The organism is Terriglobales bacterium (assembly GCA_035651995.1).
In the GTDB taxonomy this organism is placed as follows: domain Bacteria; phylum Acidobacteriota; class Terriglobia; order Terriglobales; family Acidobacteriaceae; genus DASRER01.
On sequence record DASRER010000048.1, the window covers coordinates 35,820 to 58,072 of the forward strand.

The window sequence follows — 22,253 nt, forward strand, 5'->3', positions numbered from 1 at the left end:
ATTCCGCCCCTGAACCACTGCCGAACTGCCGGATTGCCGAACTGCGGAATTGAAAGTCGCGCCGTCCGTCCCGGTTTCGGCAGCTGGGCCATCCGCCACTTCGGCGGTCAGTCGCAGGGGCGGCCAGGTGCTGAGTGCTCTTTTTCGTCCCAATCATCTATAACTCTCCCCGCATGCCCATCACTCCCTTTCGCCCCCAGGTCACCGACGCGCAGATCGCCGACTTGCGCCAGCGCCTCGCGCGCACCCGCTTCCCTGACGCCGTCGGCGGCTGGACCTACGGCTTCGACATCGCCTATTTGCGCGAACTCCGCGACTACTGGCTGAACAAATTCGACTGGCGCGCGCAGGAAGCCGCGTGGTCGCGTTTTCCGCAGTTCCGCGCCGAGATTGACGGCATGGGCGTCCATTTCATCCACGCGCGCAGCGCCAATCCCAGCGCGCTGCCTATTCTGATCTCGCACGGCTGGCCGGGCTCGTTCCTCGAGATGCTCAAGCTCATCCCGCTGCTCTCCGATCCCGCCGCTCACGGCGCGGACGCGCGCGACAGCTTTCACGTGATCGTGCCGTCGCTTCCCGGCTTCGGCTTCTCCGACCGGCCGCGCGTCACCGGATTCAACACGTTCAGCATGGCGCATCTTTTTTCCGAATTGATGCGACAGCTCGGGTACGAGCGCTTCATCGCCCAGGGTGGCGACTTCGGCGCCGGCATTTCCACCATTCTGGCGTGGAAGTATCCGCAGCGCGTTACTGCGATCCACCTGAACTACATTCCCGGTTCCTATCGTCCGCATGTTGATCCTGCACGCCCCATCACCCCCGAAGAACAAGCGGCGCTCGACGCCGACGACCGCTGGATGGAGGAAAAAGGCGCGTACTCGCACCTGCAGCGCACGCAGGCCGACGTTGCCGCCGCCGCGCTCAACGATTCGCCCATGGGCCTCGCCGCCTGGCTGATCGACAAGTTCCGCGACTGGGCCGATTGCGAGAACCCCGATGGCACGCGCGACCTCGATCGCCGCTTCACCAAAGACGAACTGCTCGCCAACGTTTCGCTGTACTGGTTCACCGAGACGATTGCTTCATCCATGCGCCTCTATCGCGAGAGCCGCCTGGCGCCGCTTGAGTTCGGCCCCGGCGAGCGCATCGCCGCGCCTTGCGGCGTGGCTCGTTTCGCCAAGGAAGAGCCGTTCATGCCGGAGTCGTGGGTGCGCCGCGTCTACAACGTGCAGCGCTGGAAGGAAATCCCCACCGGCGGCCACTTCGCCGCATGGGAAGAGCCGGAACAACTGGCGCAGGAGCTGCGCGAATTCTGCCGCGCATACCGCTAGCGCGGTTGGCGGCTAGTTGCAGAGCGCGTCCTGGAGAAACTTCGCAACTTCGCTGGTCAGGGCCCGCGGTTGCGCGGTGATCGGCAGGGCCAATGCCTGGTGCCGCACCAGCCTGCGGCCCGCAATGCGCAAGGTCTGAAAATAGCGGCCCGTCTCTTTGAGCGCGTACTCGGGCAGCATCGAATACCCGAAACCGGCCTCCACCAGCCGCTTGATCGCCTCGGTATCGGTGGCTTCCACGATTACGCGCGCGTGCACCGGCAGCGCCTCCAGAAAGCGATCAATCAGGATCCGCATGTTGCTGTCGCGAGGATAAAGAAGAAAAGGCGCGCCATCGAGCTGGTGAGGCGCGATGGAACCGACGCGCAGAGAGCGCACGGGTGACGCGGACGGCCTCAGCAGCAACAGCTCCTCGTCGAACAGGTGAATCGTGCGCAGCTTGTCGGTCCGAATCGGCAACGACACCAGCCCGAGGTCGAAGCGCCGGTCCAGCAGCCCGGCCACGATCTCCTCGGTCGCGAGCACCGTCAGTTGGAGGTCCATGTGCGGATACCGCTTGCGCAGATCGGCCAGCGGCTTCGCCAGCCGGTAGATGAGCGTGGTGGCGCCGGTCGCGAGGTGGAAGGGCTGGGTGTCGCTGACTGGCTCGCGCGAAAAATCCAGCTCCAGCAACCGCAACTGGTCCATCACGTTCCGCGCGTGGGCCGCCAGCCGCCGCGCTGCCGGCGTGGGCAGCAGATTCCGCCCGGAGCGGACGAACAGCTCCGACTTGACCTCCCGTGCCAGGGCCTTCAGCTGCACGCTCACTGCCGCCGGTGAAAGATCGAGCTTCTCGGCGGCGCTGGTCAGCGACGCCGAATCCATGACCGCCAGGAGCAACTCGAGTTTGCGCACTTCCACGGCGGGATCCTCGCGTGTCGCGGGAGTCGTGAATTATTAACTTTGATTGAACGAATGCTTTAAATCTTTAGCGTTGACACCCCACTATACAAACAGAGATGCTCACTGCGAATCAAGGCCCATAGAACCGGCTGCACCCAACGGTGCCCAAGAACGGATCGCCTGGTCCCTTTCTTTGGAACATGCGCGCGGGTCGATTGACTCGAAGAGTCGGCGTGGCCTCCTACCGGACGCCACCACCGGAACACGACACCTAAGCGATATGGAGGCAGTATGCGGAAGCACAGGTTTGCCATCTTCGCCGCGGCCCTTCTCTCTCTCTCAGTCTTGGCAACCGGCCAGGCGGTGAACACCGCCCGCATCAGCGGCATCATCACCGACACGAACGGCGCCAGCATTCCTGGCGCCGAGATCAAAGTGACGCAAACCGCAACCGGCCTCACGCGCGTGACCACGACTGAACCCGACGGTTCCTATTCGCTGGCTTCGCTTCCCGTTGGGCCTTATCAGCTCCAGGTGAAAGCCAAGGGCTTTGGCGAGTATGTGCAGAAAGGCATCGTGCTCCAGGTTGGCGAAAGCCCGCGCATGGACATTGCGCTGAAGGTCGGCACCGTCGAGCAGGTGGTGGAAGTCACCTCGGCCGTGCCCCTCGTCGAGCAACAGAACACTTCCGTCTCCACGGTCATCGATCAGCGGCGCATCGTGGACCTGCCGCTGAACGGCCGCCAGGCGACACAGCTGGTGATCCTTTCCGGCGCGGCCACCAACACCACGCTGGCCAGCAATGACCTGATCAGCACCAAGAACTACGGCAATGGCGTGGGAACCAGCTCGGTCACCATCTCGGTGGCCGGCGGCCAGGTGAACGGCACCAACTACGTTCTCGATGGCGGCGACAACAACGATTCCTTTTCCAACGTCAACCTGCCGTTTCCGTTCCCCGATGCGCTGCAGGAATACAGCGTCCAGACCAGCACCTCCTCAGCCCGCTACGGGCTGCACCCGGGCGCGGTGGTAAGCCTTGTGACCAAGTCGGGCACGAACAAGTTCCACGGCGACGTTTTTGAGTTCATCCGCAACAACGCCGTGAATGCCAAGCGCTACGCTTTCCCGGGCGCGAATCCAACCCCGGATACGCTCAAGCGCAACCAGTTCGGCGGCACGTTGGGCGGGCCGGTCCTCCGCGATAAGCTGATGTTCTTCGCCGGGTATCAGGGGACGCGCAATCGCTCCACACCCACGCCGACCTCGGTCCTGGTGCCCACGGCAGCGGCGCGCAGCGGCGACTTCAGCACCATGATGTCGGCCGCATGTCAGTCCAGCGGCACCGCGCGCCTGTTGCGCGACCCGGTAACCAATCAGAACTTCGCTAACAACTTCATCAATCCGGCGCGCTTCGATAGCGCTGCCATGAACCTGCTGAAGCTTGTGCCGGTCTCGACTGACCCCTGCGGCAAGCTTTCCGTTTCCATTCCCACCACCGGTGACGAGGATCAGGGAGTGGCGCGCCTGGACTATATCCGCAGCCAGAAGCACAGCATCTTCGCTCGCTATTTCATCGCCGACTTCCGCGATCCCGCGATTTTCGACCAGCAGAACATCCTGACCGCGACGAAGGCGGGGCAGCTTTCGCGCAGCCATTCGCTGACGCTGTCAGACACCTACACCTTCACGCCCACGCTGCTGAACACGTTTCATCTGACCGGGACGCGGCTGGCGATTGATCGCAGTAGCCCGGGCGACATCCCGAACTTCACCTCGCTCGGCGTCAACATTCCCAATCCGCTGGATCACGCCATGGTGCTCTCCATCAGCGGCTACTTCAATGTTGCCAGCGGCACGGCGACACCGGGGCACTTCAACCGCAACGCCCTTCAGGTGGCCGACGACGTGGACTGGACCTTGGGCCGCCACCAGCTCTCGTTCGGAGTGGACTGGGTGCACAACCGGCTGAACGAGCTCTCGAACTTCCAGACCAACGGTCAGTTCACCTTCAACACCACCTTCACGCGCGACGGGTTGGCGGACTTCATGCTGGGCCTGCCCACCACTTTCGCGCAAGGCAATCCCGAGTGGGAGAACTGGCGCCAGAATTACGTCGCGCTCTACCTCCACGACAACTACCGCATTCGCCGCAATCTGATGCTCAATCTCGGCTTGCGCTGGGATCCGTATTACCCCGCCCATGACGTTTACAAACGCGGCAGCCACTTCGACCTGGCCGCCTACACCGCCGGTACGAAGAGTTCGGTCTTCACGAACGCGCCTCCGGGAGTGTTCTTCTGCGGCGACACCCAGACGCCTTGCTCCTATGTGAACAGCAAGGCTGCGCAGTTCTCGCCGCGCGTCGGACTGGTCTGGGACCCGTTCGGAAACGGAAAGCAGTCCATACGCGCCGGCTACGGCATCTTCTACGACAACGCCGAGACGTTCTACTTCGACCGCTTCGCCGACAATTCGCCCTACGGCGCGGGCATCAGCCTGTCATCGCCCGCGGGCGGCTTCCGGAACCCCTACCAGGGCCAGAGCGTGCCGCCGTTCCCGACACCCTTCCCGACGTCGTCATCGAACGCGTTCTTCCCCGCGAACGCCGTCTGGATCAACTCGCCACTGGACTTGCACCCGACCTACGTGCAGCAGTGGAACCTCAGCATTGATCGCCAGCTCGGCAACAACTGGGGCGTCTCCGTTTCCTATCTCGGTAACAAGACTACTCACCTGTGGCTGGGCTACGAGGCCAACGCGGCCGTGTTCATTCCCGGCACATGCGGCTCGGCAGCGTGCTCAACCACCGGCAACACGCAATCGCGACGCGTGTTGTCTCGCATCAATCCAACCGCCGGCGCTTTCTTCTCCAGCGTGACGCAGGCCTTCGACGGCGCCGATGCCTCGTACAACGGTCTGCTGCTGGCGGCCAATCACCGCTTCAGCCAGAACTTCTCGCTCAACGTCAACTACACCTGGTCGCACTGCATCAGCGACGGCGACTTCAACGGCGAGCTCACCAACAGCCGCCAGACGCAAACCCCCGATCCACGCGTCGGCGAGCGCGGCAACTGCGGATTCGATCGGCGTCAGCTGTTCAACTCATCGCTTGTGGTGTCCAGTCCGCGCTTCCAGTCCAGGCCCCTGCGCCTGCTGCTCGGCGACTGGCAGCTGGCCAATATCCTCAGCTACACAACCGGCCAGATGATCACCGTCCTTACAGGGTCGGATCGCTCGCTCTCCGGCATCGGCAAGGACCGCCCCAATCAGGTCGGCGATCCGTTCACCGGCACCTGCCCGAACGGCTCGCCCGTCGGCTCGCTCAACTGTTGGTTCAACACCGCCGCCTTCGCACAGAACGCGACGGGCAGTTTTGGAAATGCGCCCCGCAACAGCATTGTTGGACCTGGGTTCCTCACCTTCGATCCCAATATCGCGCGCAGCTTCCGCATCCGCGAGTCACAAAACCTGCAGGTGAGATTTGAGGTGTTCAACGTGCTGAACCACCCCAACTTCGGGAACCCGGTGCTGACGCTTAGCAGTGGACAATTCGGCCAGGTCCGGTCCATAGCTGGGGAGCCTCGCGTTTTCCAGCTGGCCATGAAGTACTCATTCTGATCCGGGCAAGACTGGTTCACGGGGTGCGCAGTGAAGCAACACCGGCGCGAGTTTCTGAAGAGAGTTGGCATCGGAGCAGGGGCCGCTGCGCTTTCGGCAGGCAGCGGCTTCGGCCACAGCTTATCGCCGCCCGGGACATTCTTCGCCGGGCCATCTTCGCCCTCTCCATGGGACGAAGTGCCCCGCATTCTCGCGCGCATCCGCCCGCCGTCGTTCCCGGCCCGTGATTTCGATATCACGCGCTTCGGCGCAATTGGCGACAACCAGACCGACAACACCGAAGCCTTCCGCAACGCGATCGCCGCCGCTTCCCGAGCCGGCGGCGGACGTGTGGTTGTCCCCAGGGGCAATTTCGTCACCGGCGCCATCCGCCTGATGAGCAATATCAACCTGCATGTCGCTGCCGGTGCGACCATCCGGTTCTCACGAGACAGCAAGCGCTACCCGCTGGTGTTCACCCGTTGGGAAGGCATCGAGCTAATGAACTTTTCCCCGTTCATCTATGCCTTCGAGCAGGAGAACATCGGCATCACCGGTCCGGGCACGATTGACGGCAACTGCGACTGCGACCACTGGTGGCCGTGGAAGGGCCGCACCAACTGCGGATGGAAGCCCGGCGATCCCAGCCAGGAAAGTGACCGCGCCCGGCTGTTCGAGATGGCGGAACGCGGCGTCCCCGTCAGTGAAAGGGTTTTCGGCGAAGGCCACTACCTGCGACCGATGTTCATTCAGCCCTACCGCTGCAAAAATGTGTTGCTCGAGGGATTCACGCTGCTGAACTCTCCGATGTGGCAGGTACACCCGGTGCTCTGCACCAACGTCACCGTGCGCGGGCTCAATATCCGGACCAGCGTGCTCGGCCCCAATACCGACGGCTGCGATCCTGAATCCTGCACCGACGTGCTGATCGAGAAGTGCTTCTTCAGCGTGGGCGACGATTGCATCGCGATCAACTCCGGGCGCAATGCGGACGGACGCCGCGTCAACGTTCCTTCACAGAACATCGTCATTCAGGACTGCCACATGAAGGACGGGCACGGCGGCGTCACTATCGGCAGCCAGATCTCCGGCGGCGTGCGGAACGTTTTTGCGCGCAACTGCCGGATGGACAGCCCGCAGCTCGATATCGCCGTGCGCATTAAGAACAACGCCATGCGCGGCGGCGTTATCGAGAACGTCTTCGTGCGCGACATCGACGTCGGCCAGATCGCCATGGCAGCGCTGGCTATTGACTTCTTCTATGAAGAAGGGAAAGCAGGCAAGTTCACGCCGGTGACGCGCAATGTCACTATCCAGAACCTCAAGACGAACAAGGCGAAGTACGCTCTCTACCTTCGCGGTTTTGAGAATGCGCCCATTGAGCGCATTGCGCTGGTGGATTGTGACTTCGGCGGCGTGGAAAAACCCAGCGTCATAGAGAATGTCCGCGGCCTGTCCTTCAGCAACGTCCGCGTGAACGGCGAACTGGTCGAAAAAGCGATCTAATTCGCGACAGCGCGCCGAGACCGGAGACTCGAAACGGTCCCTTACACCGCGCTCTCGATCGCGATGTGCCGATACGCCAGCACGATGTCCGTCTTACTGATCATGCCCAGCAGCCTGCGCTCCTGGCGGCGTGACACCACCGGGAAGTTGGCCAAGTGCCGCTCGCGCATGCGCTCGACGACCTCGTGCACCGTCTGATCGGGAAAGGCCGACTGCACTTCGCGCGTGTAGACGGCCGCGACCCGCACGTTGCCGCGCTCGCCACGCGCGATCTTGGTGATGTCGCTCATGCTGAGGATGCCGCACAGCTCCTCGTCTTCGTCCACCACGGGCAGCGCGAACACCTCGCGCATGAACATGATGTCCTGCGCCGCCTCCAGCGTGTCGCCGGGAGAGAGCACCGGAACTTCGGTCATCACTTCGCTCACGCGCACGCCGCTGAGCACATGCAGCGGCGCTGCAGTGCTGCCGTCGAGCAACTCCGGGTACGCCGCCAACCCGTGCTCGGCCAGGTCGAGCCCAGCGACCTCGCCCTCTTCACTCACCCGCAGCCCAACCGTGCTTTTCATCACCGCGAACATCACCACCGACGCCACGAGCGCGTAGGCCAAACCGGTCGCCGTGCCGATCACCTGCGCGCTTACGCTAACGGTGTATCCGTGGAAGCCGTTGGGGATCATCGGCGCCCAAAGTCCCGCCGCCAGCCCGCCCAGCAGTCCCGGCAGCGCGTGCACCGGGCCAACGTCGCAGGGGTCGTCAACTTTGAGGCGCCTGGAAATCCACGCCGAAATGAACGGAATCTGCACGCCGGCCACGATGCCGATGACAATCGCGAACAGCGGATGCACCAGGTGCACGCCCGAGCAGATCGCCACCGCGCCCGCCAGTCCGCCGTTGGGCGTGACGATGGGATGCGGCTTCTCCTGCGCCCATGTTCCGATCAGCGACCCCACGATGCCGCCGGCAATCGCCGCAATCGTGTTGATTGCCACCAGCGGCAGGTCCTGCGCAATGTTGCCGTATCCGGGCACCGAGCCCAGGTTGAATCCGAACCAGCAGAACATGAGCAGCATGGCGCCCAGGCCCATCATGGGAATGTCGTGCGCTGACGCCGCCGCTTTGCGTTTTCCCAGGAAACTCGCGCCCACCAACCCGACGATTCCGCCCACCGCGTGCACGCCCAGCGACCCGGCGTAATCCTGCACTCCCATGCGCGCCAGCGGTCCGTTCCACAGGATGTACGCGAACACCGGATATACGACGCCCACGTACAGTCCGCTGAACAGCAGATAGGAGGAAAACTTCATGCGGCCGGAGAAACATCCGCTGGGGATGGCGCAGGAAACCAGCGCGAACATGAGCGACACGTAGAACGCGATGCTTTGACCGCCGTCGCTGATGAACTGCCAGGGATACTTCCATCCGTTGGGCAGCGGGTTCAGCGGCCATCCGTACTGTTTGATGGCGAAGCCGAACAGCAGGAACACGATCGTGCCCACGCCCATGTGGCCCGTCATTTTCATCATGACGTTGGCCACATCGCGCGAGCGCACCTGCCCGCCCTCGAGCAGGAAGAAGCCCGCCTGCATCAGGAAAATAAGGCTGCCCATGGAGAGCAGCCAGAGCCAGTAAACGTTTGTCTCCAACGAATCACCCCAAAGCCGCGACAGGCGACCAACCTGCACTCGGCGACCAGTGACTCTGTCTTACGGGCAAGCGCCCGTGCTGGCAAATTCAAACTTTTTATGGGAGCGATAAAGGGCGCGGAGCGCGCCCTCTCAGTGCCTTACAGGAAGCGATTTTGAAATCTGAAACCTGAGCGGAGAAGACAGGCTTCACCTCGAGCGCCGGATCGGCCCTCGGCCCTGGCAAATTCTGTTCAGGCGTGCAGGCGTGGGTAATAGACCGCCGGCGGCACGCACGCGCGGCGGATACCGTCGCTTACGTCGTATGAGGGCGCGACAAACTCAAGCCCACAGTACATGCGCTCCTGGTGCCGAACGCGAGCGCTGACCAGCATCGGCTCGGGCTGGGCGGGCATGGCAATCTCCAGCAGGACGAAGTCGCCCGGCCGCAGCCGGCCGGCTACGATGCATCCCGCTCCCGCTTGGCTGAGGTTTACGCAATGACCCTTCACGGTTGAACTGATACCGTCCATGGTGATGCGCACGTTGACTGGCATGTCCACTTTCTGCCGCTCGTAGCGCCGCAAAAAGCACCTCCGGACTGCTTATCGGCTCGCGTTCCGGGCAGGGACATCTGACCGGTCGCGGCAAGTTGCGCCTCTATGGGGGCCGCAATGATGCACCTCGTCTGCCACGGTAACTCCCTGATAAGACAATGCTTGTACTCGCCTGTTGAAATCTGGAGATGTAATTCTTACCGCTGCCTGCAAAAATTCCGGAGCCCTTTGGTGCCGTACCGACTCTGGGTTTTCATTGCCAGCGCTGCCTCACCGGGGGATAATTCGGCCACCTTCCGTCGTTAGTTTGGCCCGGAGCCGTGTCGCGACTTGGATTGACCATCCCGTTTCTCCGCCGTTTTCCGTCGGAGATTGATGCCGGTGAACGCCTCCGCGTAGAGAAGATCCTCGCCGTCGCGCGTCTGTTCCTCTCCAGTTCATCGCTGATCGCGGTGTACATGGACCCGACCGAGCCGGCACGCTACGAACGGCTCGCCTACTTGTTGATGGCGGCCTATGTGGTCCATTCCGTCATCGTTTTTGCCTGGGTGCAGCGCAGCCGTGAAGTATCCGAGCGATTCGCTTTCACGGTGCAGGCCATCGACATCGCCTGGCCGGCGCTCATCAGCCTGTTCACCGAGGGGCCCAACAGTCCCTTCTTTCCGTTTTTCTTCTGCATGCTTTCGGCGGCGTTTCGCTGGGGATTCGTGGCCACCGCTGCCACCGCCCTGTTTGGCGTGGCCACGCTCTTTGTCGAAGGGCTGCTGCTTTCTTTCGCGGTTGGGGGCGGGCATCTGATCGAGGGAGAGTTCGAGGTCAACCGGCTGGTGCTGCGCTCTTCGTACCTGCTCATCATGGGTGTGCTGGTCGGGATCGCCGCCGAGCAGGAAAAACAGTTGCGCGCGGAGGACTCCCTCATCGCGAAGATGACCCAACGCGTGCGTTTCGCCGAAGGCAGCCTTCGCGGCACCATGCACCAGTTGTTCGACGAGATGGCGCGGCTGTTTGACGCACGCGCAATCATGGTGGTGATCGAAGAGCTCGCCACCGGACGCGCCTTCCTGTGGGAGTTTCACCCCGGCGCGAGCCTCATCACATCAAGGCTGAACCTTACCGAACTCGACGCCGAGGGACGAGTCTCCTATCTGTTCCCCGCACCGGCGTCTTCGTGGCATGCGCGGCGGCGCTCCGACGCAGGTACTGCGCCTCGCTGGCAGATCACAGGCATGACCGCAGAGGGCCAGCAGAGTCCGGACGCCGCCGCATCGGCCTCTCTCACTTCCTTTGCCGACAAGCTGCAGTGCCGCTCGCTGATCGGAGCCACAGTCCAGGCCGGCACCGCCTGGATGGGAAACCTGCTCATCGTTGATCCGACGTTGCGTGGCTCGGCCAGAGCCGAGCTGGGCTTCGTGCGAAAAATGCTGCGCAGCCTGCTTCCGGCCGTCTACAACCACTATCTCGTGCGCAAGATGCGTTCCCGCGCCGGCGCCATCGAACGCGCCCGTGCCGCACGGGAGTTGCACGATGGCGCCATCCAATCGCTGATCGCCGCCGAAATGCAGGTTGAGGTTCTGCGCCGCCGTACTTCCGAGAACGGCAGCCACATGGGCGACGAGCTCGACCGCCTGCAGCGCCTGCTCCGCAGCGAGGTGCTGAGCCTGCGCGAACTCATGCAGCAAATGAAGCCGGCCGACGTCGGTCCTCGCGACCTGCTCGAATATCTGGCCAATATGGTGGACCGCTTCCGCCGTGACACCGGCATCGACGCGCGCTTCGTCTCGCGTCTCGACGAAATCCGCCTGCCCGCACGCACCTGCCGCGAAATTGCCCGCATCACCCAGGAAGCGCTGGTCAACGTGCGCAAGCACAGCGGCGCCGTGCGGGCCGTGGTCCGCCTCAGCCACGACGACACCCGGTGGAAACTCGAAGTGGAAGACGACGGCCGCGGCTTCAGCTTCGCCGGACGGCTCACCGGCGACGAGCTCGCCGCCTCCAGCCAGGGCCCACTCGTCATCCGCGAACGCGTACACTCGATAGGCGGACAATTGATCGTAGAGTCAACCCCCGGACGTGGGGCGCGCATCCAGGTCGAACTTACCCAACCCGCGAGCGTGATTTATGGATGAAATCATTCGCATCGTCATTGCCGACGACCACCCGATTTTTCGTGACGGCCTTCGCCGCCTGCTGGAAGCCGAGCCCGGCTTGCAGGTGGTTGGTGAGGCCTCAGACGGCCAGCAGGCGGTGCAGCTGGCGCAATCGTTGAAACCGGACGTCCTTCTTCTTGACCTCGCGATGCCGCGCTATCCCGGCCTCGACGCCTTGCGCGAGCTCTCCCGCGGCAACGGGCACCAGGTCCGGACGCTGTTGCTCACCGCCAGCATCGAGAAGCAGCAGATCGCCGAGGCCTTGCAAATCGGCGCTCGGGGTGTGGTGATGAAAGAAGCCGCCACCCAGGTGCTGTTCACGGCTTTGCGGGCGGTCATGCGGGGCCAGTACTGGGTTGGCCACGAAGCCGTCACCGACCTGCCGCAGCACCTCCGTTCGCAGCTCAAGACGGAGCCACGCGGCGGCGCGAAACCGCGCCCCTACGGCCTGACCAACCGTGAACTGGAGATCGTGGGGAGCATCGTCGACGGCAACACCAACAAGGAGATCGCGCAAAAGTTTTCGCTCAGCGAAGATACGGTGAAGCACCACCTCACCAGCATCTTCGACAAGCTCGGCGTTGCCAATCGCCTGGAGCTGGCGCTCTTTGCGATCAACAACCGGCTGATCGGCTGATCTTTCCATGTTGCAGCGGCGGGCGTCCTGGCCCGCCGAGGCGCAACGACCGACTTCCCGAGTTCCTGCCCGGTACTTGGTTCTGAGCACCCGGTACTCGGTTCCGATCGCTCGGTACTCCTCTTTACGCCGCCGCCGTCTCTCCTCCCAGCAGCGTCAGCACTTCCCCGGTGATGTAGCTCGAATCGGCATCCGACGCAAAGAACACGTACGCCGGCGCCACTTCTTCCGGCTGCGCCGGCCGCTCCATGGGCGTGTCCTGGCCATGCTTGCCGGCTTGTTCCGCCGGCTTGTCGGCCACGTTCAGCGGCGTCCACACCGGACCCGGCGCAACGCAGTTCACACGGATTCCGCGGTCCACCAGGTTCTGCGCCAGCGACTTGGTGAACGCGTGAATCGCGCCCTTGGTCGCCGCGTAATCCAGCAGCGCCCGGCTGGCCTTCCAGACCGGCGATTGATCCGGTGTTGATGATGGCGCTGCCGCGGTTCAGGTAACGCAGCGCTGCCTTCGCCATGTGGAAGTAGCCGAAGATGTTGGTGCGGAACGTCTGCTCCCATTGTTCTTCCGACAACTCCTCCAGCGACTCGGCGTGTTGCTGGAACGCGGCGTTGTTTACCAGGATGTCGAGCTGCCCGAATTCCTCCACTGTCGCCTTGACCGCATCGCGGCAGAATTCGGAGTCGCTCACGTCGCCGGCGATCAGCAGCGCGCTCCGTCCCTCGCGCTCCACTGCTTCGCGCGTTTCTTCCGCGTCTTTCTGCTCCTCCGGCAAATGAATCACCACCACGTCGGCGCCTTCGCGCGCATAGAGCACCGCCACGGCACGGCCGATGCCGGAGTCCCCGCCGGTGATGATCGCCACCTTGTCCTTCAGCTTCTCCGACCCGCGATAGTTTGGCGCGAGGTATTGCGGGCGGGGCTGTATCTCCGCTTCCAGGCCGGGTGGCTCCTGATGCTGCCCGGGAAACGGCGGCTTCGGACGCAGGCCCGCTACGGCCCGCTGCTGGCCTGGCGCACTCCCGAGCGCCGTTTTGAGGTCGGGAAACGCGACCACGTTGCCTCGCCGCGCCGCCGGCCGTTCACCATTGCCGCCCGCCGCGCCCGATGAACTCTGCTTGCGCTTGCGGGTTCGCTGCCCTGTGCTCCGCTTCGTCTGTGCCATACTCCCGCTCCTCTGATTGGGCCCGCGCTGAATTCAGATGCCCCGCCGGCCGGGCGTGATTGCCGCCAGCCGCCGCTCCACTCAACGGTTCACTGCCCCTTCGCTACCGGGCACTCAGGAGTTGTTGCTTCAGGCGGAGTGCGTTTTCCGCCGCGTAGCCCGCCTGATCATTGTCGAAATACACGTGCACTTCGCGCAGTCCGCGCCACGAGCGGATTCGCGCCGCCCATTCGGCAATCGCCTGGTCGGAGTAGCTGCCCTGGTACTTCCCGCCGGGCCCGTGCAGGCGCACGTAGGCGAAGTCAGCAGTGATCTCCAGCGGCGAATGAAGCCCGGCCAGCTCGAAGATGCAGAATGCCGCGTTGTACACACGCAGAACCTCGCACACCGGCGGCACGTGCCAGCTCGGATGCCGAAATTCGAACGCGTAGCGCAGCCGCTTCGGCAGCGCCGCCAGGAACTGCTCCAGCCTCTCCGCGTTGACGGCCCACGCGGGCGGAAGCTGGAACAGAATTGGCCCGAGCTTTTTCCCCAGCCCTTCGACCACCGGCGGCAGGAACCGGTCGAGCGCGTTCTGCGGATCTTTGAGTTTCTTGTTGTGCGTGATGAAGCGGCTGGCCTTCAGCGCAAAGCAGAAGCCCGGCGGCGTGCAATCGCGCCAGACGCGCAGCGTCTCCGCTTTCGGCAACCGGTAGAAGGTGTTGTTGATCTCGACCGCATCGAACTGCTGGACGTAAGACGCGAGCATGCCCGAAGCGGGACAGCGCTCGTCGTAGAAGCTGCCTCGCCAGTGCTTGTAGTGCCAGCCTGAGGTCCCGATGCGTAGCTGCATGCTTTCCCGCGTCTCCGTGTGCCCGATTTCTGCTCGGGCGCAATGGGTTGCGCCAGACATCGGGCGCCGCTGTATTCAAGCAACCTGCGCCGGAGTCGCACGGTTCTTATGAAGACATCATCCATGAAGATACGGAGGAGCGCCATGATGGGCCGGAAGTGGAGCAGCCTTGCCTCAAAGCGGTGGTCAAACGCGGCGGAATCGGGCCGCGACAAAGTGCGCGACAAGCTAAGCCTTCTCGCCGAAAGCCGGATCGCTCGCAATCTGCTCGCCCGCCGCCGGTCACGCAAGTGGGCGGGCTTCGCCGCCGGCGCAGTGGCCGGGGCCGTGGCCGCCGCCGGCGCCGTCGTCCTGTGGCGGTTTGCGGGACGGATGCGCGAAGGCCGCATCCTTCGCATCGACAAAAGCCTTCAAATCGGACGCCCCGTCGAGGAAGTATTTCAGGCTTGGTCCGACTTAGCGCGCTTGCCGCAGTACGTTGACTTCATACGCGAGGTGCGCTGCGACGGACCACTCTCCGACTGGACGGTTGATCTCGACGGCCGCATGGTCCACTGGCGAGCGGAAACCACACAACATGTTCCGAACCAGGCGCTGGGCTGGAAATCACTGCGGGGACCGCATCATACCGGCCGGATCGACTTCTCGCCCATCGGGCACGACACGCTGGTGCACATCACCATGAATTACGAACCGCCGCTCCGCCTGGGCCGGCTGTTTTCTCCCGCGGCGCCCATGCTGGAAGGCCGCATCGAGCGCGCGTTGCGCGAGTTCAAATCGGCGCTGGAGAACGGAGGGCGCGCCGCGCAGCGAGCCACCGGCACCGAGGGTCAGCTTGCCGCCCCCGGCGAGCAGCCCCCATCGCGCCATGCCGACATTCGGCAGACGTCACGCTTCGGTTCGCCCGACCTGGCAGTGGACTATACGCGCCCGCCGGAGACGAAGTCGTAAGCAGCAGTTATGGACTGGGGGTTATTTCTTTCTGTCCGGGGTCGCCGCCTGCGCATCCTCCGCGTCCTGCGGGAACGACTTCAACCCCACTTCGCGCATGAACGCGCTTTCTTTCTTGTGCGCGTCGGTGCTGTGCTTGGTCAGCGTGCCGCGCAGGACGAAGTAGGCTTCCTCGGCGCGCGTTTTCCCGGCGCCGCGCTCTACCCGTCCCTTGAAGTCGAACCACACGCCGTGCACCGCCTGCGTAGTGAAGCTCAGGTCGCGCCCTGCCAGCTTGCCTTCCCTGATGAAGTGATCGAGAAAGGCGCCCTTGTCGCTCTCGAGGTCGCCGTAGCGGGAGATAAACCCGCCGACCTTTTTCTCCAGCGGACGATCCGGCGGACCATCCTGCACGTCGATCTGCACGAACTCGCCGTCTTCCAGGAAGCTGTACATGCCAGAGATCTCGTCACTGGGAAGGACGGGGGTCACGGGCGCGGCGGATTTGTTCTGCGCCACCGCAGCGACGGCAAGGATCAATCCAACCACTGCCGATACAGCCCGTTGCATGGAATCAGAATACCTCACTTTTCATCCCAGTTTTCCGGAGCGTCAAATCGGCCCGGGCGGACGTGACCTGCCGTAACGGCCTCGTCTGCGTGCTCGGCTTCGGCCGGGAATCGCCCGCGCCAGGCTGGGCTATAATCCGCAACAGCTCCTCTCTGGTGTTGGATGCCGAGTCTTTCAGATCGGACGGACGCGCACGGGGAGACTCGGCCCGCAGCCGCGCCACGTCTGCTTACCGAACTCGAACCCTGGCACCACGTCTTCTTCCGCAATCTCGGCGACCTGCTGTTTCTCAGGGGCCAGCCTGCGCCGCTCATCGCCGCGCGGACCGCGCCTTTCTGGCCCGACGTGTTTGTCACTCGCGGCCTGCCCACCCGCGCCCTGACGCAGTCAGGCCTCGGGCACGTTCTCGTCCTGCTCGCAATTTACGGCATCTCGACGGCCTGGTTTTCGTCGCGAGCCGGGCAGGTGAATGCCTTTCGCAACGCCAGTATCACCTACTACAACGTTTCCGAGTACCTGCCGCCCATCGAATCCGGCAGCGAGCCCGCCAAGATTGAAAAGAAGGGCGAGCCGGCATTCGCCAAACAGAAAATCATTTCGCTGCCCCGTAACCCCGACAATTCCCGGCAGACGATCATCGACCCCTCCACCACGCGCATCCTCCGCGGAGACGTCCGCATGCCGAACCTGGTGGCCTGGGACCCTGTTCCCGCGCCGGTGCCGATGGCCGGCGCCCGCGATGCTTCAAAGATTTTCCTCCCCGCGCCCGACCTGAGCGTTGTCCAGCCGGCGCCCTCCGACGCCCGCGGCAATGTTGCGCGCGTTGCACTGCCCTCTCCGTCGCTCGACGTGGTTCAGCCGGCGCCCAAACCCGGCGGCGCCGCAACCGACGTGGCCAGGCTCAACCTTCCCGGCGCCGCGCTCGATGCCGTGGTCCCGCCGCCCGCGAACGCAACCGACGTCACTCGCAAGCCCGGCGAGTTGAACATGTCCGCAGCGCTCACGTCGGTCCAGGTCCCGCGTCTTCCCGTACCGGAGGAGCGCGCGGCCGTGGCGGGAGCCGGTGGCGGCGGTGAGGGCGCTTCGGCGCCCTTGTCAGCCGGCATAGGTGGCGCCGCGGGCCAGGCGGCAGGTAGGCTGATCGCCCTCGGGCTCGACCCGGCCGCGGTTCACGGGCCCATTCCCGTACCCGGCGGCAATCGCAGCGGCGCTTTTGCTGCTGGACCAGAGGGCAAACCCGGCGCGCCCGGCACGCCCGATATCACTGCGGGCGGCAGCGGACCCGGCGGCAGCGGCTCCGGTTCCGGCGGACCTGGACGCGGCAGCTCCTCCGGCGAAGTGCCCCCCGGCATCACCATCGGCGCCGGTCCTAATCCTCCAGGCGGCGTGGTTGCGGGCGGTGTGCCGACCGTCGCGTCGCCTCCGGGCACGAATGGCAATGCCCGTTCCGCGCCCAGCAATGCAGGCAAGAGTCCGCTGATGGCTTCCGTGACGCCTCCTCGCGTTGGCGACGTCGCTCGGCAGCCCCAGCCTCCGAATGCTCCGGCGAAGGTCGAAGACCAGGTGTTCGGCGCCAGGAAGTATTACTCGATGGCGCTCAACATGCCGAACCTCACGTCATCCGGAGGCAGCTGGATCGTGAACTTTGCCGAACTCGGCGAATCACGCGTGAAGGGCGAACTCACGGCGCCGGTGCCCACGCTGAAAGTTGATCCGAAGTACCCGCCTGACCTGATGGCTTCGCGCGTGGAAGGTGTTGTGACGCTCTACGCCGTGATTCACTCCGATGGCACGGTCGGCGAGGTCCGCATCCTGCGCGGACTCGACGACCGCCTCGACGAGAACGCGCGCACCGCCCTCGAGCACTGGCACTTTCAGCCCGCCACCAAGAACGGCGCCGCCGTGGCGCTGGAAGCAGTCGTGCAAATCCCGTTCAAAGCATTCAGAGTTCGGTTCTGACGGGCCTATACGCGGACGACAGTTGCGGAACCGGAAACTTCGAAACTTGAAACTCGAAACTTGCTCTTCTTATCTGCTGGCCATGGCCTGGCTTCCCGCCTCCAGCGCCTCATAGATAGACGCGCTGGTGCACACCTCATAATAAGGACGCTGCGTCCACTCCTTGAGCGAGCCATCGGCCGCGTCGATGTGCGGCACCATGCCGACCCGCACCACCAGGTCGGAAAACGACGCTCCGCTCACCGGCACCAGCCCGCGATAAAGTGTGACGCTCTCGGTGTTCCACAACATGGGCAGATCGAGCTTGTGCTCGCGGAGCGAAATCTCCTCACGCAGTTTGCGGAACGCCTCCGCGCTTATGTTGATGCCGCTCACGTTGTAGCGCATGAGGAACTCGTCGGGATTGCCGCCGGTGTCCTTGTCCTCGACCGTCTGGAACGTGAACACGTTGAATGGCGTCTCGCGTCCGGCCAGCAGCCTGCGCGCGCCTTTGCTGCTGCCTGACAGGCGGTCGCTCTCGTTCAGCGCGCTGGAGATCATGATGCGCGAGGTGCCGTCCATCAGGTACATGGGCGCGGCGTCCTTGTAGCAGATGCCGATGCCGATCTCCAGTGTGGGCAGCCCGGCGTTGGCCGACTGCTCGTTGTAGCCGCGCACCACCTGGATCATCTCGCGGGCCAGCGCGCAGGCGCGCGCCACGCAGGCGCTGCGCTCTCCCTCGCGCTCGAACACCGCCAGGATCACCGCGTCACCTTCGAGGAAGACTTTCGTGGCGTCGAAGCGCGGCAGCAGCTTGTTCACCGGATCGTAGAAGTTCAGGCTGAAGTACGATGCCGGATTCAGCCCGCGCTCCAGCAGCGTGCGCGTCAGGGTGGTCGAGTCGCGCACGTCGGCTTTCACAATGACGTGCCCGATCACCTTCTCCTCCGCCGGCTTCTGTTCCACCGGCAGCAGGAATTCATACAGCGTGTGATTGATGGAAGAGAGTTCGCGCAGTTTGTCGCTGGTGATCAGGTTGATCTGGTCGCAGGCGGCGTTCACCGCTTCCATGCGCCGCAGATCGCGGCGGTAACGCATGAAGTCGAGCAGGAAGCGTCCCGCAACCTTGGCCCGCTCCGTGCCCTTCAGTCCCGCCACGCGCTTCTGGGCGACGTTCAGCGCGTCGGGCGAGAGCTTGCCATGCTCCTGCAGCAGCGTCATCACGCGCCCGTGCTCTTCCTTGCTGAGCAGCGCCGCCTTGAGCTGCTGCGCGTGGATCTGCGGCCAGTAGTGCGCCAGCAGCGCCACCACTTCGTATGACGCGACGACGCGGTCCATCACGCCTTCTTCTTCGAGCAGCTCCGTCCACGCGTTCAGTACCGCGCGCTGCGCCTTGCCCTTCGCGGTCTCCTCGTCGGGCGCGCCGGCCGCTACCAGCTCCTGCGCATTCTCGGGCTGGCTGAGCAGCCCGTCATAGGTGGCGTAGTTGGGGGCCAGCTTCAGTGCTCCGATCGACTCCAGGAACTGCGCGGCGATGGCCGCCATGCGCGCCACGCGGTCCGGATCGCGCTCGTAGTTGCCCAGCATCACGTAATGCTCGGCGTTCAGGTAGTCGTCCCACACGTCTTCGGTGAACAGCAGGCGGTTAATCAGCAGTCCGTAGAGCTCGGCTTGCTCGTCGCCCAGCAAGGAGCGCCGCAGGCGCGCCAGCTTTTCCTTTTCCACTTCGCGCCAGGTTTGGAACAGCTCCTGGCCCGACTTGCGGATGATGTGCTTCTTGTTGACGTGGAGTTGTCCCACCCGGTCACGGATCTCGATCGCCTTTGCCGGATTCGGCGCGCGCGGTCCCTCCAGCCCGCTCAGCCGGCTGCGGCAGCGCTCCAGCACGATGGAGAACTGCAATCCCAGCTCGGCGCGCAGGAACTTCAGCACCGCCAGGCGCGCCAGCATGTCGAGCGACGGATTCTCCTCCGCCTTGGCGCGATCGAGAGCGGCGGCGTGCAGGTCACCAAGCATGTTTTTGAAGTCGGCGGGATCGGGTTGCTTGGGCGCCGCCGGCTTCGGAGGCCCGCCCTGGGGACCCAGCATGGGCAACGTGCGCACCGTGCCAATAGCAGCCGGCGAGCCGGACTGCGGCCCCAGCTGCGCCAGGTCTTCCACGTTGCCGTACTTGGCAATCATGCGCGCCACCTGCGCGCGTGCCACCCCGCAGAACTTCGGGCTGAGGAAAACGTCGTGGCGCACGTTGTCCACGCCGGGGATGAGGTTTTCCAGGACCAGGACAGGGTTGTACTGCGTGAGCTTGAACTGGCGCGCAAGCTCGGCAACATTCGCTTTCGGGCGAAACAGCGCCATCAGAGCTCTGGACGCGGCTGCTGCCGCTTATTCTCCGCTTACCGGGCGCGCCGAATCAATCACTGCCGCTGCCGCGCCAATCCGCCGGTTCAGCGTGCCGAAGCGAGCCGCCCGGAATCGCTGCCGGCGAGCGCGTCTTCCAGCGTGGGCTCGTGGAAACTGGCCAGCCGATGCCGCAACTCGCGAGCGTCGTCCATCGCGCCGGTTTTTTCGTAGGCGCCGGCCAGCAGGCCCGCGGAAATCGGGTTCACCACATCCTCTTCCAGATGCGGGATCGCTTGCGGAAATTTTCCCTGCGCCACCAGCAGTGCTCCCGCAGCCCCGTGATAAGAACGCTGGATCAGGTGGCTGCGGCTGGCGGCCGCCATGCTCGCCAGCTCGGCTACGGCTTTCGCGGCGCCCGCGCGGCCATCGGCAAACCGGGCCCGCAACGCGCGCGCGTACAGAATTTGCGCGTGCTCTTCCGCGCGATCGGACTTCGCCATCCCGGGATCGGCGGCGAGCGCCTTTTCGGCACGGTCCAGCCACTTCGTGGCGGCCGCGTTGCTGGTGGCGTACATCCCCATCGCGCGATACGCCGTCGCGCGCCGCCGTGCCATGCCGAGCGCGCGCGCTTTTGCCGCCACTTCGCCGAACGCCTTGTCGGCGTCCTCAAACTTCATCTCGCGCACATACGTGAGGGCGGATTGCAGCGCGTAGTCCACGGCATCGCCCTGCGTCGGGGCGTTGGCGATGGCTTCGGCGTACGCGGCGCGGGCCTTCTGGCCCTCACCCATCAGAGCGTACGTATCGGCCAAGCCCAGCAAAGAAAACTTGGGATCGATTTTCAGCGAGGCGCGGTAGTGCTCCAGCGCCTGGTCGTAGCGTCCCGCCATGCGGCAAACCTCGCCCCACGAATCATGCGGGTTCGGCTCGTTGGGCAGCAGCGCCGCGTAGCGCGCCATCACTTCAACGGCCTTATCGTAGTTGCGCGAGAACGCGTATGAGTAACCCAGTTCGTTGAGCACCGCCGGATAGTTCTGGTCGGCGGCCAACGCCCGCTCCAGCAGCTTCTGTCCCTGCTCATAACGCCGTTGCAGGATCAGCCATCGCCCTGCCAGGAAGCCGATGCGCGGATCGTCGGGAAAATCGTGCAGCAGGTCGTTCATGGCCGCGATCGCGGTCACGTAATCGTTTTCCCGCGATCCCGCGATCCAGGAAATCAGGAGCTTCTCGCCCCGTGAGCTGCGCGGCGCCAGCCGGCGCGCGGCGGTAAGTTCGCGCGTCTCCTCCGCCGGATCAGTGGTGCAATACGCCACGAACAGGTGCGCCAGCGCAAAGCTCGCGTCGGCTTTGGCGGCGGCGCGAAATTCATCGAGCGCCGGGCCAAGCTGAAGATTTTCGATGGCCGCGATTCCGCGCTCGAACTTCGCACGCGCTTCGGCCGACGCGGTGCTCGCCGGCACCAACTTCGGCTGACTCGCCGCTTGTGGGGCGGGCATCGCCGTCACGCATGCGGCAGCAGCAACCAGGCACACTGCCAGATCGCGGATCTTCAGCATCGGGTCCCTCGTCGAGCACACGAATGCGGCTTCACGCGAACGCTAGCACATCGGAACCACGCGGCCAATGTTACCGACGGTACCGTGCGCACCGTGGTTCATGGGCCTTCCCGGCCGCGCAGTTTGGTATTATCGGCGGCGAAAAACTGTATTTATGCTTCTTTTGGGCCGAGTGGCGTTGTTGATGTGCGCGGTTTGCGCCTGCTGCTCGACCGCACTCGCGCGCGACATTGCTATCGTCGTGCACAAAGGAAACTCCACCCGCAGCATTCCCTTCGCGACCCTGGTTCGCATGTGCAAGGGCCTGCAGCGCAAATGGCCCGACAATCGCGATCTCACCGTCGTCATGCGCCAGCCCGCCGCGCCCGAGATGAAGCTGGTGCTGCGGAAGATTTTTGCGCTCACGCCCGAGGCCACCAACCAGCTCATCACGGCTGCGAATCAAACCCGCCGCGACCATCCTGCGATCCTCCTGGTCGATTCCGACGACGTGCTCATCAGGGCCGTCGAAACCAATCCCGGCGCCATCGGCCTGGTGGATGTTTACTCCATCACGGGCACGATCAACGTCGTAAAGGTGGACGGCAAGTCTCCTCTCGAACCCGGCTACGTGCTTCACGGAAACTGATCAGCTCTTCG

At 64.1% G+C, this 22,253-nt stretch carries 17 protein-coding genes; 9 read left to right on the forward strand and 8 right to left on the reverse strand.

Translation table 11 applies throughout. The annotated features are described in order from the left end of the window. Positions 1 to 173: 173 nt before the first annotated feature. A complete protein-coding gene (locus VFA60_16195; protein ID HZQ93332.1) occupies positions 174 to 1,331 on the forward strand; it encodes an alpha/beta fold hydrolase in 1,158 nt (385 codons plus the stop codon). A gap of 12 nt (positions 1,332 to 1,343) precedes the next feature. Here VFA60_16195 and VFA60_16200 read toward each other — a convergent pair whose 3' ends face one another. Then, the gene (locus VFA60_16200; GenBank protein ID HZQ93333.1) at positions 1,344 to 2,231 is read right to left on the reverse strand and encodes a LysR family transcriptional regulator; all 888 of its coding nucleotides are present in this window, start codon (positions 2,229 to 2,231) and stop codon (positions 1,344 to 1,346) included. 273 nt (positions 2,232 to 2,504) lie between these two features. Here VFA60_16200 and VFA60_16205 point away from each other — a divergent pair, with 273 nt between their 5' ends. Together VFA60_16205 and VFA60_16210 are read left to right on the forward strand one after the other, a co-directional pair. After that, the gene (locus VFA60_16205; GenBank protein HZQ93334.1) at positions 2,505 to 5,834 is read left to right on the forward strand and encodes a TonB-dependent receptor; all 3,330 of its coding nucleotides are present in this window, start codon (positions 2,505 to 2,507) and stop codon (positions 5,832 to 5,834) included. Positions 5,835 to 6,011: 177 nt separating this feature from the next. Continuing rightward, a complete protein-coding gene (locus VFA60_16210; GenBank protein HZQ93335.1) occupies positions 6,012 to 7,319 on the forward strand; it encodes a glycoside hydrolase family 28 protein in 1,308 nt (435 codons plus the stop codon). Positions 7,320 to 7,360: 41 nt separating this feature from the next. Here the strand turns inward: VFA60_16210 and VFA60_16215 are convergent, their stop codons facing one another. Beyond that, on the reverse strand, positions 7,361 to 8,965 hold the full coding sequence (locus VFA60_16215) for a CBS domain-containing protein (GenBank protein ID HZQ93336.1): 1,605 nt from the start codon (positions 8,963 to 8,965) through the stop codon (positions 7,361 to 7,363). 233 nt (positions 8,966 to 9,198) lie between these two features. Further along, positions 9,199 to 9,531: a PilZ domain-containing protein gene (locus VFA60_16220; GenBank protein ID HZQ93337.1), complete on the reverse strand. Its 333-nt coding sequence runs from the start codon at positions 9,529 to 9,531 to the stop codon at positions 9,199 to 9,201. A gap of 290 nt (positions 9,532 to 9,821) precedes the next feature. Here VFA60_16220 and VFA60_16225 point away from each other — a divergent pair, with 290 nt between their 5' ends. Together VFA60_16225 and VFA60_16230 are read left to right on the forward strand one after the other, a co-directional pair. Then, positions 9,822 to 11,627, forward strand: a complete 1,806-nt coding sequence (locus tag VFA60_16225) for a histidine kinase (GenBank protein ID HZQ93338.1) — start codon at positions 9,822 to 9,824, stop codon at positions 11,625 to 11,627. Continuing rightward, positions 11,620 to 12,285, forward strand: coding sequence for a response regulator transcription factor (locus VFA60_16230; protein HZQ93339.1), 666 nt, complete (start codon positions 11,620 to 11,622; stop codon positions 12,283 to 12,285). The genes VFA60_16225 and VFA60_16230 overlap by 8 nt, the downstream gene beginning before the upstream one ends. 124 nt (positions 12,286 to 12,409) lie before the next feature. Here the strand turns inward: VFA60_16230 and VFA60_16235 are convergent, their stop codons facing one another. After that, positions 12,410 to 12,712, reverse strand: coding sequence for an SDR family oxidoreductase (locus VFA60_16235; GenBank protein HZQ93340.1), 303 nt, complete (start codon positions 12,710 to 12,712; stop codon positions 12,410 to 12,412). Positions 12,713 to 12,842: 130 nt separating this feature from the next. Here VFA60_16235 and VFA60_16240 point away from each other — a divergent pair, with 130 nt between their 5' ends. Further along, the gene (locus VFA60_16240; GenBank protein HZQ93341.1) at positions 12,843 to 13,394 is read left to right on the forward strand and encodes a hypothetical protein; all 552 of its coding nucleotides are present in this window, start codon (positions 12,843 to 12,845) and stop codon (positions 13,392 to 13,394) included. Between the two features lie 157 nt (positions 13,395 to 13,551). On the opposite strand, the gene VFA60_16245 is transcribed toward VFA60_16240, so the two are convergent. Continuing rightward, complete coding sequence (locus VFA60_16245; GenBank protein HZQ93342.1) at positions 13,552 to 14,280, reverse strand: DUF72 domain-containing protein; 729 nt, start codon at positions 14,278 to 14,280, stop codon at positions 13,552 to 13,554. A 144-nt stretch (positions 14,281 to 14,424) separates the two neighbouring features. On the opposite strand from VFA60_16245, the gene VFA60_16250 reads away from it, so the two are divergent. After that, on the forward strand, positions 14,425 to 15,231 hold the full coding sequence (locus tag VFA60_16250) for an SRPBCC family protein (protein HZQ93343.1): 807 nt from the start codon (positions 14,425 to 14,427) through the stop codon (positions 15,229 to 15,231). A 21-nt stretch (positions 15,232 to 15,252) separates the two neighbouring features. On the opposite strand, the gene VFA60_16255 is transcribed toward VFA60_16250, so the two are convergent. After that, the gene (locus VFA60_16255) at positions 15,253 to 15,780 is read right to left on the reverse strand and encodes a hypothetical protein (protein HZQ93344.1); all 528 of its coding nucleotides are present in this window, start codon (positions 15,778 to 15,780) and stop codon (positions 15,253 to 15,255) included. Positions 15,781 to 15,942: 162 nt separating this feature from the next. Here VFA60_16255 and VFA60_16260 point away from each other — a divergent pair, with 162 nt between their 5' ends. Further along, entirely contained in the window at positions 15,943 to 17,739 is a 1,797-nt protein-coding gene (locus VFA60_16260; GenBank protein ID HZQ93345.1) for a TonB family protein, read from the forward strand. Positions 17,740 to 17,808: 69 nt separating this feature from the next. Here the strand turns inward: VFA60_16260 and VFA60_16265 are convergent, their stop codons facing one another. Next, positions 17,809 to 20,073 carry a hypothetical protein gene (locus tag VFA60_16265; GenBank protein ID HZQ93346.1) on the reverse strand — a complete coding sequence of 755 codons (2,265 nt, stop codon included), beginning with the start codon at positions 20,071 to 20,073 and terminating at the stop codon, positions 17,809 to 17,811. An 89-nt stretch (positions 20,074 to 20,162) separates the two neighbouring features. Further along, complete coding sequence (locus VFA60_16270) at positions 20,163 to 21,614, reverse strand: tetratricopeptide repeat protein (GenBank protein HZQ93347.1); 1,452 nt, start codon at positions 21,612 to 21,614, stop codon at positions 20,163 to 20,165. Positions 21,615 to 21,768: 154 nt separating this feature from the next. Here VFA60_16270 and VFA60_16275 point away from each other — a divergent pair, with 154 nt between their 5' ends. Continuing rightward, on the forward strand, positions 21,769 to 22,242 hold the full coding sequence (locus VFA60_16275) for a hypothetical protein (protein ID HZQ93348.1): 474 nt from the start codon (positions 21,769 to 21,771) through the stop codon (positions 22,240 to 22,242). Positions 22,243 to 22,253 lie beyond the last annotated feature (11 nt).